The 14,824-nt window shown below is 63.2% G+C and carries 12 protein-coding genes; 8 read left to right on the top strand and 4 right to left on the bottom strand.

Going from position 1 to position 14,824, the window contains the following annotated elements:
* The first annotated feature begins 90 nt into the window (after window positions 1-90).
* The gene (locus JH15_RS12480) at window positions 91-990 is read left to right on the top strand and encodes a DMT family transporter (RefSeq protein WP_043530901.1); all 900 of its coding nucleotides are present in this window, start codon (window positions 91-93) and stop codon (window positions 988-990) included.
* On the opposite strand, the gene JH15_RS12475 is transcribed toward JH15_RS12480, so the two are convergent.
* From JH15_RS12475 to JH15_RS12465, 3 genes are read right to left on the bottom strand one after another with little or no spacing between them, the layout of a single operon-like run.
* Window positions 968-1,717 carry an ABC transporter ATP-binding protein gene (locus JH15_RS12475; protein WP_043530899.1) on the bottom strand — a complete coding sequence of 250 codons (750 nt, stop codon included), beginning with the start codon at window positions 1,715-1,717 and terminating at the stop codon, window positions 968-970. The genes JH15_RS12480 and JH15_RS12475 overlap by 23 nt on opposite strands.
* On the bottom strand, window positions 1,711-2,778 hold the full coding sequence (locus JH15_RS12470) for a FecCD family ABC transporter permease (protein WP_043530898.1): 1,068 nt from the start codon (window positions 2,776-2,778) through the stop codon (window positions 1,711-1,713). Before JH15_RS12470 ends, JH15_RS12475 begins: the two co-directional genes overlap by 7 nt.
* The gene (locus tag JH15_RS12465; RefSeq protein WP_231566435.1) at window positions 2,768-3,850 is read right to left on the bottom strand and encodes an ABC transporter substrate-binding protein; all 1,083 of its coding nucleotides are present in this window, start codon (window positions 3,848-3,850) and stop codon (window positions 2,768-2,770) included. Before JH15_RS12465 ends, JH15_RS12470 begins: the two co-directional genes overlap by 11 nt.
* Before the next feature lie 288 nt (window positions 3,851-4,138).
* Here JH15_RS12465 and JH15_RS12460 point away from each other — a divergent pair, with 288 nt between their 5' ends.
* The 3 genes from JH15_RS12460 to JH15_RS12450 all read left to right on the top strand — a co-directional run bounded on the left by JH15_RS12460 (window position 4,139) and on the right by JH15_RS12450 (window position 6,663).
* On the top strand, window positions 4,139-5,386 hold the full coding sequence (locus tag JH15_RS12460) for an NAD(P)/FAD-dependent oxidoreductase (RefSeq protein WP_043530895.1): 1,248 nt from the start codon (window positions 4,139-4,141) through the stop codon (window positions 5,384-5,386).
* A gap of 78 nt (window positions 5,387-5,464) precedes the next feature.
* Window positions 5,465-5,746, top strand: coding sequence for a DUF2218 domain-containing protein (locus JH15_RS12455; RefSeq protein WP_043530894.1), 282 nt, complete (start codon window positions 5,465-5,467; stop codon window positions 5,744-5,746).
* Window positions 5,743-6,663 carry a DMT family transporter gene (locus JH15_RS12450; RefSeq protein WP_231566434.1) on the top strand — a complete coding sequence of 307 codons (921 nt, stop codon included), beginning with the start codon at window positions 5,743-5,745 and terminating at the stop codon, window positions 6,661-6,663. Before JH15_RS12455 ends, JH15_RS12450 begins: the two co-directional genes overlap by 4 nt.
* Window positions 6,664-6,705: 42 nt before the next feature.
* Here the strand turns inward: JH15_RS12450 and JH15_RS17580 are convergent, their stop codons facing one another.
* Entirely contained in the window at window positions 6,706-8,649 is a 1,944-nt protein-coding gene (locus JH15_RS17580) for an MBL fold metallo-hydrolase (RefSeq protein ID WP_052384104.1), read from the bottom strand.
* Between the two features lie 133 nt (window positions 8,650-8,782).
* On the opposite strand from JH15_RS17580, the gene dapB reads away from it, so the two are divergent.
* The 4 genes from dapB to greA all read left to right on the top strand — a co-directional run bounded on the left by dapB (window position 8,783) and on the right by greA (window position 14,769).
* The gene (gene dapB, locus JH15_RS12440; RefSeq protein ID WP_043530892.1) at window positions 8,783-9,598 is read left to right on the top strand and encodes a 4-hydroxy-tetrahydrodipicolinate reductase; all 816 of its coding nucleotides are present in this window, start codon (window positions 8,783-8,785) and stop codon (window positions 9,596-9,598) included.
* A 270-nt stretch (window positions 9,599-9,868) separates the two neighbouring features.
* Window positions 9,869-11,011, top strand: a complete 1,143-nt coding sequence (gene carA / locus JH15_RS12435; protein ID WP_043530891.1) for a glutamine-hydrolyzing carbamoyl-phosphate synthase small subunit — start codon at window positions 9,869-9,871, stop codon at window positions 11,009-11,011.
* A gap of 54 nt (window positions 11,012-11,065) precedes the next feature.
* Window positions 11,066-14,296 carry a carbamoyl-phosphate synthase large subunit gene (gene carB / locus JH15_RS12430; RefSeq protein WP_043530889.1) on the top strand — a complete coding sequence of 1,077 codons (3,231 nt, stop codon included), beginning with the start codon at window positions 11,066-11,068 and terminating at the stop codon, window positions 14,294-14,296.
* Window positions 14,293-14,769 carry a transcription elongation factor GreA gene (greA, locus tag JH15_RS12425; protein WP_043530888.1) on the top strand — a complete coding sequence of 159 codons (477 nt, stop codon included), beginning with the start codon at window positions 14,293-14,295 and terminating at the stop codon, window positions 14,767-14,769. Before carB ends, greA begins: the two co-directional genes overlap by 4 nt.
* The last annotated feature ends 55 nt before the right edge of the window (window positions 14,770-14,824 follow it).

The following is a 14,824-nucleotide window of genomic DNA, read 5'->3' as shown; positions in this document are numbered from 1 at the left end:
ACCCCGGGTGTCAGATCCCGGGGTTTTTTAATGCGGCGAAGGTAGGGTCTAATTCCCTCCTTCCTGAAACGATTGGAGCAGGTCAGCGTGATGCAACATGAAGTAGCCAGGCCGATGACAGGCATCCTGCTCAGGCTTCTCTCCGGTGTGCTTTTTACCGGCATGATGGTCTGCATCAAGGCGGTAAGTACCGTGGCACCGGTGGGGCAGACTGTCTTCTTCCGTTCGGCCTTCGCGCTGCTGCCTATCGTGGTGTTTCTGGCGCTACGTGGGGAATTCCCGCGGGGGTTGGCTACCCGGCGGCCCGCAGGTCATTTGATGCGCTCCGGACTCGGCGCGGCGGCCATGTTCGCCTCGTTTGCCGCTCTTGCGTATCTGCCGGTGGCGGAGGCAACGCTCTTGGCACAGCTGACCCCGGTGCTCATGGCTTTGGGTGGGGTACTCCTGCTTGGCGAACGCTTTTCGCTTTGCCGGGGCGCCGCGTTGGCGCTGGCACTCGGCGGTGTGGGCGTTCTCATCGTGCCGGGACTTGAGGCGGGGGCTGCCGGTGGGCGCCTGCCCGGCTATGTCCTCGGCCTGTTGGCGGCGCTGCTGTCCGCCGCGGCACTGCTGACGGTGCGCCGCATTTCACGGACGGAGACCCCGGGCGCCATCGCGTTTTATTTCGTACTGGTCACGACCCTGGCCGGGTTGGCCACGGCACCGTTGGGGTGGGCGTCACTGACCGGCACCGAGTTGGGGCTATTGATACTGTCAGGGTTGTTCGGGGGCTCGGCGCATATCGCCATGACCCTGGCGCTGCGCTATGCGGAAGCCTCGCGCCTGGCACCCTTCGAGTACGTCGCCCTGATCTGGCCGGTGCTGGCCGACCTGTTGATCTTCGGTGTAGCGCTGTCGAGTGGCTTTTTGCTGGCCCTGCCGCTGGTGCTGGGCGGGGCGGTGTTGGCGGCGTTCGAGGGCCGAAGCTTCAAACGGCCGCTTCGACAATAAGCTGTGGTTGGCCCTGAGAGCAGGGCTCGATTCGGGCGGTCACGCGATACACGTCTCGCACCAGCTCAGGCGTTACCACCTCGGCTGTGGGGCCGCAGGCAATCAGGCGCCCGTTCTCGAGCACCATCGCCTTGTCGGTGAAGCGCAGCGCATGGCCGAGATCGTGCAGGGCAATCATGATCAACATCTCACGCTCCCGGGCGAGCCGGCGCAGGATCGATAGCAAGCTGATCTGTCGATTGAGGTCGAGGGCCGAGGTGGGCTCGTCGAGCAGAAGAATTTCGGGTCGCTGAACCAGCGCCTGGGCAGCACTCAATAGCTGCCGCTGCCCCCCGCTGAGATCACCGATGTCACGCTCGCTCAAACTGGCGATGCCGAGCTCGTCCAGGGCCTGCTCCACCTCGGCGAGATCCTCGGGCTGGACGTTCAGGCGACGCCCCTGCATGCGCGCCAGAAGCACTGACTCATAGACCGTCAGGATCGCGTTCACACCCGTATCCTGTGGCATGTACGCCACGGGGCGCGCCGTGGTGGCGCCATCGATCCGGGCTTCGCCCCCGCCCTTGAGCAGGCCGAAAATGCGCCGGAACAGGGTGGATTTCCCCGCGGCATTGGGGCCAAGCAGCGCCACGACCTGGCCGCCTTCAAAGCGGGGCGTGGAAACCTCCGTCAGGATTTGACGCCGACCGTAGCCGGCCGAAAGGCGATCGAGCTGTAGCGTTACCATGAGGCCTTCTTGTGGTTGAGCACGAGAAACAGGAAGAAGGGAATACCGACCAGGGAAGTGATGATGCCAATGGGGATGATGGTTCCCGGCAGGATGACCTTCGACAATACCGAGCCAATGGACAGAATCAAGGCACCGCAAAGCGCCGAGCCCGGCAGGAAGAAGCGCTGATCCTCACCCAGCAGGAGCCGGGCGATGTGCGGGCCGACCAGGCCGATGAAGCCGATGGTGCCGACGAAAGCCACCGCAATGGCGGCCAGCAACGAGACCAGCACCAGGACCTCCAGGCGCAGCCGCCGCGGGTTGACGCCCATGCTTTCGGCCTTGCTGTCGCCCAGGCGCATGGCGGTGAGCGCCCAGCCGTGACGGGCCAGCAGCGGCACGACCATCGCCAATACAGCCAGCGAGATCCACAGCTTGGGCCAGGTGGCCTTGGTCAGGCTACCCATGGTCCAGAACACCACCGCGGCTACGGCCTGCTGACTGGCGAAGAACTGGATCAATGCCATCAGGGAATTGAAGATGAACACCATGGCAATCCCGAGCAGAACGATCGTCTCCACCGTCACGCCGCGCTTCAGGCTCAGGGCGTGGATGAAGAAGGCGGTCAGCATGGCCATGATGAAGGCGTTGATGGGAACGATGTAATCGATCGCCGAGGGAACGATGGCAACCCCGAACGCCAGGGCCAAGGCTGCACCGAAGCTTGCCCCGGCAGAGATGCCTAGGGTGAAGGGGCTGGCCAGGGGGTTGCTGAGAATGGTCTGCATCTCGGCGCCGGCAATGGACAGGCTGGCGCCGACGACCATGGCCATCAATGCCACGGGCATGCGGATCTCCCAGACGATGACACGCGCCTGCTGGCTCACGGCGTCCGGATTAAGGATCGCAGCAACGACTTCGCCCAGACTGAAACGGGCCGGGCCGAGTGCAAGATCGATACACAGGCTCAGCAGTAGCGCAAGCACCAGGGCGACGAGAATCAACTGGCGACGCAATACCAGGGCGCGATAGTGATCGCGCCCTAGTGCCAGAGACTGGGGAGCCGCCTCACTCCTCATCGAGCGAGATCCAGTAGCCGGGTTCGTAATCCACGGGCAGGAAACGCTCGTGCAGCTCGGTCATTGTCGCTTCGGGGTCAAGATCGGCGAATAACTCCGGGTGGAACCACTTGGCCATTTTCTGAACAGCCACGAAGTAATACGGGCTGTTGTAGAACTGATGCCAAATGGCATGGAAATTGTCGTTCTCGACCGCCGAGATGCCGGTCATGGCGGTCCGTTCCGTGAGCCCCTCGAGCTTCTGGCGGGCGGCGTCCATATCGGCGCCGGGCCCCACGCCAACCCAGGCTCCGCCGGGCACGTAGGCGTCCCAGTTGCCGCCTGTCACCACCACGTGGTCGGGATTGGCGGCAATGATCTGTTCCGGATTCAATGTGCCGAAGGTATTGGGAATGATGTCCTTGGCAATATTGGTGCCGCCTGCCAGCTCGACATACTCGCCGAAATTGCCGGGCCCGAAGCTCATGCAGCAATCCTCGGAGTACCCGCCGGCACGGTCCACGAAGACACTGGGGCGTTCGGGATTCTCCGCTTCGATCACCTCCGTCACGCGAGCCAGCTGCGCCTGGGAAAATGCGATGAATTCCTCGGCGGCAGCTTCTTTGCCCAGCAGCTCGCCCATGATCCGCATGGAATCGGTGGTGTGGTTGAGCGGATCTTCCCGGAAGTCGACGTAGACGATGGGAATGCCGAGTTCGCCCAGCTTGTCGTCATAAGCCGCATCTTCGGTGGCTGCCTGGGCTTCCAGATTCATCAGGATAACGTCGGGCTCGAGCGCAGCGGCCTGCTCCACGTCGAATGTGCCATCCTTGAACCCGCCGAAGGTCGGCAGGTTCAGCAGGTGGGGGAACGTCTCGGCGTAGCGCGTGAAACTGTCAGGGTCGGCCTGCGAAAAGTCCTCGCGCCATCCCACCACGTTAGCGAACGGGTCGTCGGGCTGCAGCACGCCCAGGAGATAGACCTGACGCCCCTCACCGAGAATGATGCGCTCCACCGGCGTGTTCACGGTGACCTGGCGACCGGCGATATCGGTGATGGTGGTCTCTTCGGCGTGGGCGGCTACGAGCGTCATCGTGAGCGCCACGCCGATAATGGCTTTGACTGGAAGAGATGGGTGCATGGCTGGCTGTCGTTTCCCGTTGACCGTTAGCGTCGATCCCGCTCGTTTCGTGCTCGTTACGTTAGCTTGCTTACCTGAGTCTTATACGCATTCGCAACAGACGGCCAGTATGGGTGAATCCGTGACTTTCGTCGAGATAGATCCGGTAAGGATTGGCAGGGCGCCACTGCGACCGGGCGTGCATGTCACGAGCTGAGGGGACTAAGATGCTAGAACACTCGTCACGCATGCAGGTCTTCCATGGCACGCACTACTCTCGTTCTCGGCGCCGGCATGGTCGGTACCTCGGTGGCCTACCACCTGGCCAGGCGAGGACGCGCAGTCACGTTGGTGGATCGCCAGCCGCCGGGGCGCGAAACGTCATTCGGCAATGCCGGCATCATTCAGCGTGAAGCGGTGCAGCCTCATCCTTTCCCTCGCGATGTCGGTACCCTGGCCCGGGTGCTACCCAACCGGCGCATCGATATTCGCTACCGCCCCAGGGGCATGCTGGCCGCTGCGGGGCCGTTGTTCCAGTACTGGCGACATTCGGCACCCCTTCGCTATGCCGATATCGTCCCTGAGTATGCCTCGCTGATCATGCGCAGTACCGACGAGCATCAGGTCATGGTAGACGCGGCGGACGCAGAGGCATTGATTCGGCGCGAGGGGTGGTTGGAAGGCTTTCGCAGCCAGCGTGTCTTCGACGAGCAGCAGGCGGTTGCCCGTGACAATGAAACCCGCTTCGGGGTGACCTTCGAAACGCTCGACCGGTCTGCCCTCCAGGCCATGGAGCCCTATCTTGGCGATGCCGTCATCGGGGCGATCCATTGGACCAATGCCTGGACGGTCGTCGATCCCGGTGGTCTGGTGCAGGCCTATGCCCAGGCCTTCGAAGCGGAAGGCGGTCAATGCGAGCGGGCCGATGTCGAGCATCTCGAGCCAACGACGACGGGCTGGCGATTGACCACATCCAGTGGAACGCTCGAGGCGGAAGAACTGGTGCTGGCGGCAGGGCCGTGGTCGATGCGCTGGCTTCGCGAGTTGGGTTATCACCTGCCGATGTTCCCCAAGCGCGGTTACCACATGCACTACGCGCCGGCCGGCGATGCCCGGCTGAACCATTGGTTCATGGACTTCGAGACTGGCTATCTGCTGGCGCCGATGCGGGCCGGGGTGCGACTCACGACCGGAGCAGAGCTGACCACACTGGAGGGCCGGGCGCAGCACGGCCAGCTCGATGCGGCAGAAAAGGCCGCGCGCAAGCTGTTTCCGCTGGGTGAGCGACGTGATCCCGAACCCTGGTCAGGCAACCGCCCCTGCATGCCGGACATGAAGCCGGTAATAGGCCCGGCTCCTCGTCACTCTGGGCTGTGGTTCGCCTTCGGTCACGGCCATCAGGGGTTCACGCTGGGTCCGGTCACGGGGCGTCTGCTGGGTGAAATGATGACGGGCGAGCCGACCTGCATAGACCCCACGCCGTTTCGCGCCGAACGGTTTTCGCGCTGACGCTGGGCTTGTCGGGGTGGCGCATTGGGAGCATCAGTCATAGGCTTATAAATGACCCTTTAGACATGGAGAACGTGCATGCCCATTTCCCACGCTGAGATCGTCACTGCGTCGGGCGAGCGATTGATCAATCGCCTCTGCAAGCACTGGTCGCACAAGCTGGAGGTCGAACAGAACGAGGACCATGCCAGGGTCAACTTCGATGAGGGCACCTGCCTGATGCAGGCCGAGGGGGACAAGTTGTACATTGCCGTGGAAGCGCTCGATGACCGAAGCCTCGACCGCCTCGAGCACGTGGTCGATGGCCATCTCGAACGCATGGCCGCCAATGAAGACCTGGATATCGTCTGGCAGAATTGAGCCTGCCTTCCGCCCCTGCTTCGCCTGCGGCCCGGGCCCATCTTGGGCTTGGGCTGTGGGCGGCCCTGGTGGGGCTATCCTTCCCCGCGGTGGGACTGATTGGTGAAACCCTGCCGCCGCTGTTGCTGACGTCGATACGCTTCCTGATCGCCAGTCTGGCCCTCTGGGGGCTTGCGCGGCACACACAAGGCTGGCGACCCAGCATCCATGCGCTGGGCCTGTATGCGCTGATGGGGCTCTGCCTTGCCGGTTTCTTCGGCGCCATGTTCTGGTCGGCGCACCGCACCACGGCGGTATCGATGTCGACCCTGTTCGTCAGTGTGCCGCTGCTTGCTTTCATGCTGGGCTGGGCCGTGGGTGTCGAGCGCCCCGCCTGGCGGTTGATCGCCGCGCTCGGGTTGGGCGCGACGGGGGCCCTGGCGCTGGCCTGGGCCGAAGCCCGGGGGCAGCAGGGCCAGTGGCGCTTCGGGATCGGTGAAGCCGTTTTCTTTCTTGGCTGTATCTCCGCGGCGCTCTATCCGGTACTCACCAAGTGGGGGCTGAACCGGCAATGGCTGTCGGCTTCCGCTGCCGTGCGCACCTTCTGGAGCCTGGGATGCGGGGCGGTACTGATTGGCCTGGCAGGCGTGCTGCTCGAGCCGTGGCAACGCCTGGCCGAGATGACCTTCAGTGATGCCGTTTTATTGCTCTATCTTGGGCTCTGTTCCAGTGCGCTCACCTTCTGGCTGCAACAACGTGCCACGGCTGTACTGACCCCGGGCACCGTTACCGCCTACAACTATCTGGTGCCGTTTGTCTCGATGCTGCTGCTGTTCGTTGGAGCGCCTGAGCGTATTGGCTGGGCATGGCTGCCCGGTAGCCTACTGGTGATGGTCGCCATCGGCGTGTTGTTACGCAACGAACGCGTCGCGGCCTGATACCGATCAGCGAGAATCGCTACCTCCGCGACGGCTATCGCCTCAATCGATATCGAGGCCCTGCGGGGTCCAGACCCGGTCGAAAGCCCCACGTATCTCGGTATATAGGGCCCGTAAATCCTCGCCGTAGCGGCGCGAGAAGTGAAAGGGGATCAGTTGGCCGACCTGCGCCTCGTCGGCAATCGAGCCGCAGGCGCTGGCAGTCAGGTGACCGGTACGTTTGGCTTGCTCAGATTGCTCCTCTCGGAACGAGGCTTCGCAGAACAGCACATGGGCTCCCCGGGCCAAGTCGAGAACGCGTTGGCGATTTCCGGGAGTGTCCGCGAAGTCGGTGGCATAGGCAAGGCGCTGGCCGGGCTCGCTCATCAGCAGGTCGTTACACAGCTCGCCCACACGCTGAAGCCGGCCATCCGGCAACGTGATTTCTGCATGAAGGGCCCCTTCCTGCACCTTGCGCTTGAGCACCCCCAGCCAGGGCCCGGGCGTCAAGGCGCGTTCGTCGAGGCGCTCCTTGCGTACCTTGAGTTGCGTGCTCGGCTCGAAGGCGAAGGCCAGTACCGGCGTGCCATGATCGAGCGTGGTCGCCCGCACCCGAAAGCTTGCCTCCTCATGGACGACACCACCATTGGCGGGGCGTGACGCCAATCGCTCGGGTGTGGCATGGCCGGCTTCGACGATATAGCGCTCCAGTCGCTCGCCATGTAGCTCGCTGACCTCGAAGCGAGGCGCCTTGTCGCCCACGCGATCCCATAGGATGCCGCGCACCAGGCCGGCGATATGCGACGCCAGTCCTGGCGGGCCAACCAGGCGACAGGGCGTGGGAACGCCGATGCTTGAACGCAGCAGCCACATGAACCCGGCGATATGATCGAAATGGGCATGGCTGATGAAGACATCGCTGACTTGGTGAGCCAGGCGCGACGAGTGTCGGCCGATGTCGCCAAGATCGAAAAACAGGCTGCGGCGCTGATGGCGAAGGCGCAAGTGAAGGGCGGGGTCGCCATAAACGCCATTGATCAGCGAGGCAGTGGCCAGACCCAGGCGCACCGACGGACGCGGCCCATCGGACCCCGCACTGGGGGATTCCTCGAGCGAGAGGATGTCGGCCACGGGCTGGGGCCGCTCAGGGGGGCGAGCGGTCACGAGTCGCCCGTCGGAATCTCTCTGCGCATCGCGAATCAGCAGGCTGGATACGTCTGCCTGAGGCTGTCGTGCTGGAAGGCGTATCCGGAGCCGTTCGGCGTGGCAGGCCTGGACTTCCCCCAGCGCCAGCGTCTCTCCCGAGGCGCCCTGCAGGGCCACCTGGCGGCCACGCCACGCGTCAGGCACATCGCGAGGGGGAGGCGTGCCAACGATCGGCATGGTATCCAGGTCGAAATCCTGGCATTCGCTAGCGCCTAGGTGGGCATCCCAAGCCTGGGTGCGTTTGTCGGCACGTGCTGGGCGGCTGGTACTATGCGCGTCCGGATCGGCAGTGATCTTTACCAGGGGCAGTCCAGTGGCTTGGCATTCCGCATCGAGCGGCATTGGCGCGCCATCGGGAACGACAACGACGAGTGCCTCGGCGCCGCTGGCCTCGGCCAGGGCGGGAAGCAGCTCGGCCCCCGCGACGCCACGCACGACGCCGGGAGCATCTATCAGCAGCGGATCGTTCGCGACCCGCCGGCTCAGGCGGCGGGCAGCCTCGGCGAGGGGGAGGCGAAAGCGTGCGGCATCCAGGCTGCATAAGCCGTGTAGACGCTGTAACTGCCACTGGTCGCCTTGCCACACGCCGAGGCTTACGGCACCGGGTGGACCGAACCCCGGGGAGCCGGGGTCGAGCATCAAGCAATGACTGCTGCGCCCAGCATTTGCCAGTGAGGCTGCGGCGCGGGCCGCCAACGTTGTCTTGCCGCTGCCAGGCACGCCCACGAGCAGCACACGGCGATAGCGCTCGAGCAGGTCCAGCAGGCAATGATCGGCAGGGAGTTCCGTTACCCTCGGCATGTCGCTTGCTCCGTGCTTGCGTGAATAGCTCCTGCAGTGTGGTCAAAGCTGGCAGACGACCCAAGCCCCCGTCCCCCGTCGGCTTTGGTATACTGCTCGCTTTACGCCCACGAACCCTGATCCAGGAGACCGCATGACCCGTATCGCCATCGTTGGCGTCGCCGGCCGCATGGGCCGCCAGCTCGTCGCTGCCGTTCATCAGGATCCCGATGCCACGCTTGCTGCAGGACTCGTCAAGCCAGACAGTTCCCTGGTCGGTGTGGATATCGGCGAGCTGGCGGGCCAGGGGCGCCTCGGTGTCGCGGCGGTCGCCACACTGGAAGAGGCCATCGACTCATTCGACGTGCTGATCGATTTCACGACGCCCCAGGTGACGCTCGCCAACCTGGCCGTATGTGCCGAGCATGGCAAGCGGATCGTGATTGGCACGACCGGTCTTGACCACGAACAGCTGGCCGAGCTGGATGCCTATCGAGACCGCGTGCCCATGGTCTTTGCGCCCAACATGAGCGTCGGAGTGAACCTCAGCCTGAAGCTGCTCGAGACGGCCGCGAGGGCATTGGGCGATGAGGGGTACGATATCGAGGTGATCGAGGCACACCATCGGCACAAGGTCGATGCGCCTTCGGGAACGGCACTGAAGATGGGCGAGGTGGTTGCCGAGTCGCTGGGGCGCACCCTTAAAGAGCATGGTGTTTTTGCCCGCGAGGGCCAGTGCGGTCCACGCACCGACAAGGAGATCGGCTTCGCCACGGTACGGGCCGGCGATATCGTCGGGGAGCACACGGTCATGTTCGCCACCGAGGGCGAGCGCATCGAAATCACCCACAAGGCCAGTAGCCGCATGACCTTTGCCAAGGGTGCCGTACGTGCAGCGCGCTGGGTCGCCGATCGTGATGCGGGCCGCTACGACATGCAGGATGTGCTGGGCTTCACCGATTCGCGCTGAATTCTTAAATAAAATAAGTCAATGCAGGCTCATGAGTGGGGAGGCCAGAGACTGGTCAGGCGTCGGTTTTTCCTGTAACATCCCCAAAATTTTGGCCGGGCGCTGGATGAGAAATCCGAGTGAGCGCTTGTTGAGTCGGGCCAAGCATTCCGAGCGAATGACAACAAGCGGGATGAAACCGGTTTTTATCGGGTTTCGTCCCGCTTTTTTACGACTCGACGGTTGCAGCGGCGGTCAAGTGAATCAGATGTTGGATGGGAGGAAGTTGCGTTGAACAGACCCGCGATACTGGCTTTGGAAGATGGCAGCGTGTTCTACGGCACCGCCATCGGCGCCGACGGGCAAACCAGCGGTGAGGTCGTGTTCAATACGGCCATGACCGGCTACCAGGAAATCCTGACGGATCTTTCCTACTCTCGACAGATCGTCACCCTGACCTATCCCCATATCGGCAACACTGGCGTCAATTCGGAGGATGTCGAGTCCGATGGCATCGCCGCGGCCGGCCTGGTGATTCGTGACCTGCCGCTGTTGGCCAGCAACTTTCGCAGCGAACAGTCGCTCGATGCCTACCTGAAAAGCCATAACGTCCTGGGTATCGCCGATGTCGATACGCGTCGCCTGACCCGTATCCTGCGCGATAAAGGCGCCCAGAATGGCGCGATCCTGGCCGGCCCCGACGCTGAAGGCCCTGATGCGGCCGAGCGCGCCCTGCAGGTGGCCCGCGACTTCCCCGGGCTCAAGGGCATGGATCTGGCCAAGGAAGTGTCCTGCAAAACGAGCTACGAGTGGAACCAGGTCGAATGGGTTCTGGGGCAGGGCAACCTCGATGCGGCAGGCGAGCGTCCGTACCACGTCGTGGTCTACGACTATGGCGTCAAGTACAACATACTGCGCATGCTGGCCTCGCGCGGTTGCCGCCTGACCATCGTCCCCGCCCAGACCCCCGCAGCCGAGGTGCTGGCAATGTCCCCCGACGGGATCCTGCTGGCCAACGGCCCCGGCGATCCCGCCCCGTGCGACTACGCCATCGAGGCGATACGCGAAATTCTCACCACCGATACCCCCCTGTTCGGTATCTGCCTTGGCCACCAGCTGCTTGCGTTGGCCGCCGGGGGCAAGACGGTGAAGATGAAGCACGGTCACCATGGCGCCAACCATCCGGTACTGGACATCGACACCGGTCAGGTGATGATCACCAGCCAGAACCACGGCTTTGCTGCCGACGAAACGACCCTGCCCGTCAACGTGCGTGCCACTCATCGTTCGCTGTTCGACGGTACCTTGCAGGGCATCGAGCTGACCGACCGCCCGGCCTTCAGCTTCCAGGGCCACCCGGAGGCCAGCCCCGGTCCGCGCGATGTGTCGCCGCTGTTCGACCGCTTCGTCGGCATGATGAGGGAGCGTCGCTGAGCGCACGTCACCGTCACCGAGTCCTGTTTTCATCGTTTTAGCCGCGGAGCCGACATGCCCAAGCGTACCGACATCAAGAGCATCCTGATCATTGGCGCTGGCCCGATCGTCATCGGCCAAGCCAGCGAGTTCGACTATTCCGGCGCCCAGGCCTGCAAGGCGCTGCGTGAAGAGGGGTTCCGGGTCATTCTGGTCAACTCCAATCCGGCCACCATCATGACCGATCCGGTCATGGCCGATGCCACCTACATCGAGCCGATCACCTGGCAATCGGTGGAAAAGATCATCGAGGCCGAGCGCCCCGATGCCGTGCTGCCCACCATGGGTGGCCAGACGGCGCTCAACTGTGCCCTTGAACTGGACAAGCACGGCGTGCTGGAGAAGTACGGCGTCGAGATGATCGGCGCCAACGCCGATGCCATCAACAAGGCCGAAGACCGCGACCTGTTCGACAAGGCTATGAAGAACATTGGCCTTGAATGCCCCAAGGCCAAGGTCGCCCACAGCATGGAGGAAGCTTGGGAGATCCAGGGTGAGCTGGGCTTCCCGGTCATTATTCGCCCTTCCTACACCATGGGCGGCTCCGGCGGCGGTGTCGCCTATAACAAGGAAGAGTTCGAGGAGATCTGCGAGCGCGGCTTCGACCTGTCCAACAATCATGAGTTGCTGATCGACGAATCGCTGCTGGGCTGGAAAGAGTACGAGATGGAGGTCGTCCGCGACCGCAACGACAATTGCATCATTGTCTGCGCGATCGAGAACTTCGACCCCATGGGCGTGCACACCGGCGACTCGATCACGGTCGCGCCGGCCCAGACGCTGACCGATAAGGAATACCAGATCATGCGCGACGCATCGCTTGCGGTGCTGCGCGAGATCGGCGTCGAGACGGGCGGTTCCAACGTGCAGTTCGGCGTCGATCCGAAGACCGGTCGCATGGTGGTCATCGAGATGAACCCGCGCGTATCGCGTTCATCGGCGCTGGCGTCCAAGGCCACCGGCTTCCCGATCGCCAAGATCGCCGCCAAGCTGGCCGTGGGCTATACCCTCGACGAACTGCAGAACGACATCACCGGCGGTACCACGCCGGCCTCGTTCGAGCCGTCGATCGATTATGTCGTTACCAAGATTCCGCGCTTCACCTTCGAGAAATTCCCGCAGGCCAACGATCGCCTGACGACGCAGATGAAGTCGGTGGGCGAAGTGATGGCCATCGGGCGCACCTTCCAGGAATCGCTGCAGAAGGCCCTGCGCGGCCTCGAGACCGGCAACGACGGTCTCGACCCCAAGGTCACCGACTTCAGCGATGAGGCCATGGCCCACATCAAAGGCGAACTGCAGGCAGCGGGCGCCGAGCGGATCTTCTTCATTGCCGATGCCATGCGCGCCGGGATGAGCCTGGAAGAAATCTTTGCGCTGACCAATATCGACCCCTGGTTTCTGGTCCAGCTCGAGGACCTCATTCGTATCGAAGCCGAGGTCAGCCAGCGCTCGCTCTCCGAAATCGGTGGGCGGGAGATGTTCGGCCTCAAGCGTAAGGGCTTTTCCGATGCTCGCCTTGCAGCCCTGCTCGGGGTCGCCGAACAGGAAGTGCGTCGTGCTCGCCACAAGCTGGGGATTCGTCCGGTCTACAAGCGGGTCGATACCTGTGCTGCGGAGTTCGCCTCGGATACCGCCTACATGTACTCCACCTACGAGGAGGAGTGCGAGGCCGAGGTCTCCGATCGCAAGAAGATCATGGTGTTGGGGGGCGGCCCCAACCGTATCGGCCAGGGGATCGAGTTCGACTACTGCTGCGTGCATGCCGCGCTTGCCATGCGCGACGACGGGTACGAGACCATCATGGTCAACTGCAACCCGGAAACGGTCTCGACCGATTATGACACCTCGGATCGCCTCTACTTCGAGCCGGTCACGCTTGAGGATGTCCTCGAGATCGCTGCCAAGGAGAAGCCGGTTGGCGTGATCGTGCAGTTCGGCGGCCAGACACCGCTGAAGCTGGCCCGCGATCTTGAAGCGGCGGGCGTGCCCATCATCGGCACGACGCCGGATGCCATCGACCGCGCCGAGGATCGCGAGCGTTTCCAGCAGATGATCGAGAAGCTGGGACTCAAGCAGCCGCCCAACGCCACGGCACGCAGCTTCGAGGACGCCTTCGCCAAGGCCGAGGCGATCGGCTACCCGCTGGTAGTGCGTCCGAGCTACGTGCTGGGCGGTCGCGCCATGGAAATCGTCTATACCGCATCGGAGCTCGAGGGCTACATGACCCATGCGGTCAAGGTTTCCAACGACTCGCCGGTGCTGCTCGATCACTTCCTCAATGCGGCGGTGGAAATCGATATCGATGCGGTTTCCGACGGCCAGCAGGTGGTGATCGGCGGGATTATGCAGCACATCGAGCAGGCGGGCGTGCATTCGGGCGATTCCGCCTGTGCCCTGCCGCCTTACTCGCTGCCGGCTGACGTCCAGGATGAGATGCGTGCCCAGGTCAAGCGCATGGCCGTCGAGCTCGGCGTGGTGGGCCTGATGAACGTTCAGCTCGCCTGGCAGGATGGCGAAATCTACGTGATCGAAGTCAACCCGCGCGCCTCGCGCACGGTGCCCTTCGTCTCCAAGTGCATCGGTACCTCGCTTGCGCAGATTGCCGCACGCTGCATGGCGGGCAAGACCCTCGCCGAGCAGGGCTTCGAGCGGGAAATCGTGCCGCACTTCTACAGCGTCAAGGAAGCGGTCTTCCCGTTCAACAAGTTCCCGGGCGTCGACCCGATCCTGTCGCCGGAAATGAAGTCTACCGGGGAAGTGATGGGCTCTGGGGATACCTTTGCGGAGGCCTTCTACAAGGCGCAGCTTGGCGCGGGCGAAGCGATTCCCAAGCTTACCGGCGACCGCAAGGCCTTCCTGTCGGTGCGCGATCCGGACAAGGCGGGCATTATCGAGGTCGCTCAATCTCTGTTAGGATTGGGGTTCACCCTTTGCGCCACCCGCGGAACGGCCTCTGCCTTGCAGGATGCCGGCCTCGAGGTGGATATCGTCAATAAGGTCTATGAAGGTCGCCCCCACATCGTCGATATGCTCAAGAACGATGAGGTGGCCTATATCGTCAATACCACCGAAGGTCGTCAGGCCATCAACGACTCCTCGGTGATCCGCCGCACTGCACTCGCCCGGAAGGTTCCCTACGCCACGACGCTGGCGGGCGCCCGAGCTGTGTGCATGGCACTCGAATACGGTAATGCGATCACGGTGCGGCGGCTTCAGACATTGCATGCAGGAGCCACACAATGAATAAGGTCCCGATGACTGTCGCAGGCGAGGCTCGCCTGCGAAAGGAGTTGGATCAGCTCAAAGGGGTTGAGCGTCCTCGGGTGATCAATGCCATCGCCGAGGCGCGCGAGCACGGCGATCTCAAGGAGAACGCCGAATATCATGCGGCGCGTGAGCAGCAGGGCTTCATCGAGGGGCGTATCCAGGAGATCGAAAGCAAGCTCTCCACCGCCCAGGTGATCGATGTCACCAAGCTGCCCAAGACGGGCAAGGTGATCTTCGGCGTCACCGTCGGGCTGCTCAACCTGGATAACGATGACGAGGTTCGCTATCGCATCGTTGGTGAGGACGAAGCCGATATCAAGTCGGGGATGATCTCGGTATCTTCGCCGATCGCGCGGGCGCTCATCGGCAAGGAAGAAGGTGACGTGGCCGTGGTGCAGACGCCGGGCGGCGAGGTCGAATACGAGATCGTCAGTGTCGAGCACATCTGAGCGTGCGAGCTTTGCGAGCCGTCAATGCAACGAGGCCGCCCGATGGGGCGGCCTC

Source organism: Litchfieldella xinjiangensis, assembly GCF_000759345.1.
Taxonomy (GTDB): Bacteria; Pseudomonadota; Gammaproteobacteria; order Pseudomonadales; family Halomonadaceae; genus Litchfieldella_A; species Litchfieldella_A xinjiangensis.
This window is presented reverse-complemented; position numbering and strand designations above follow the sequence as displayed.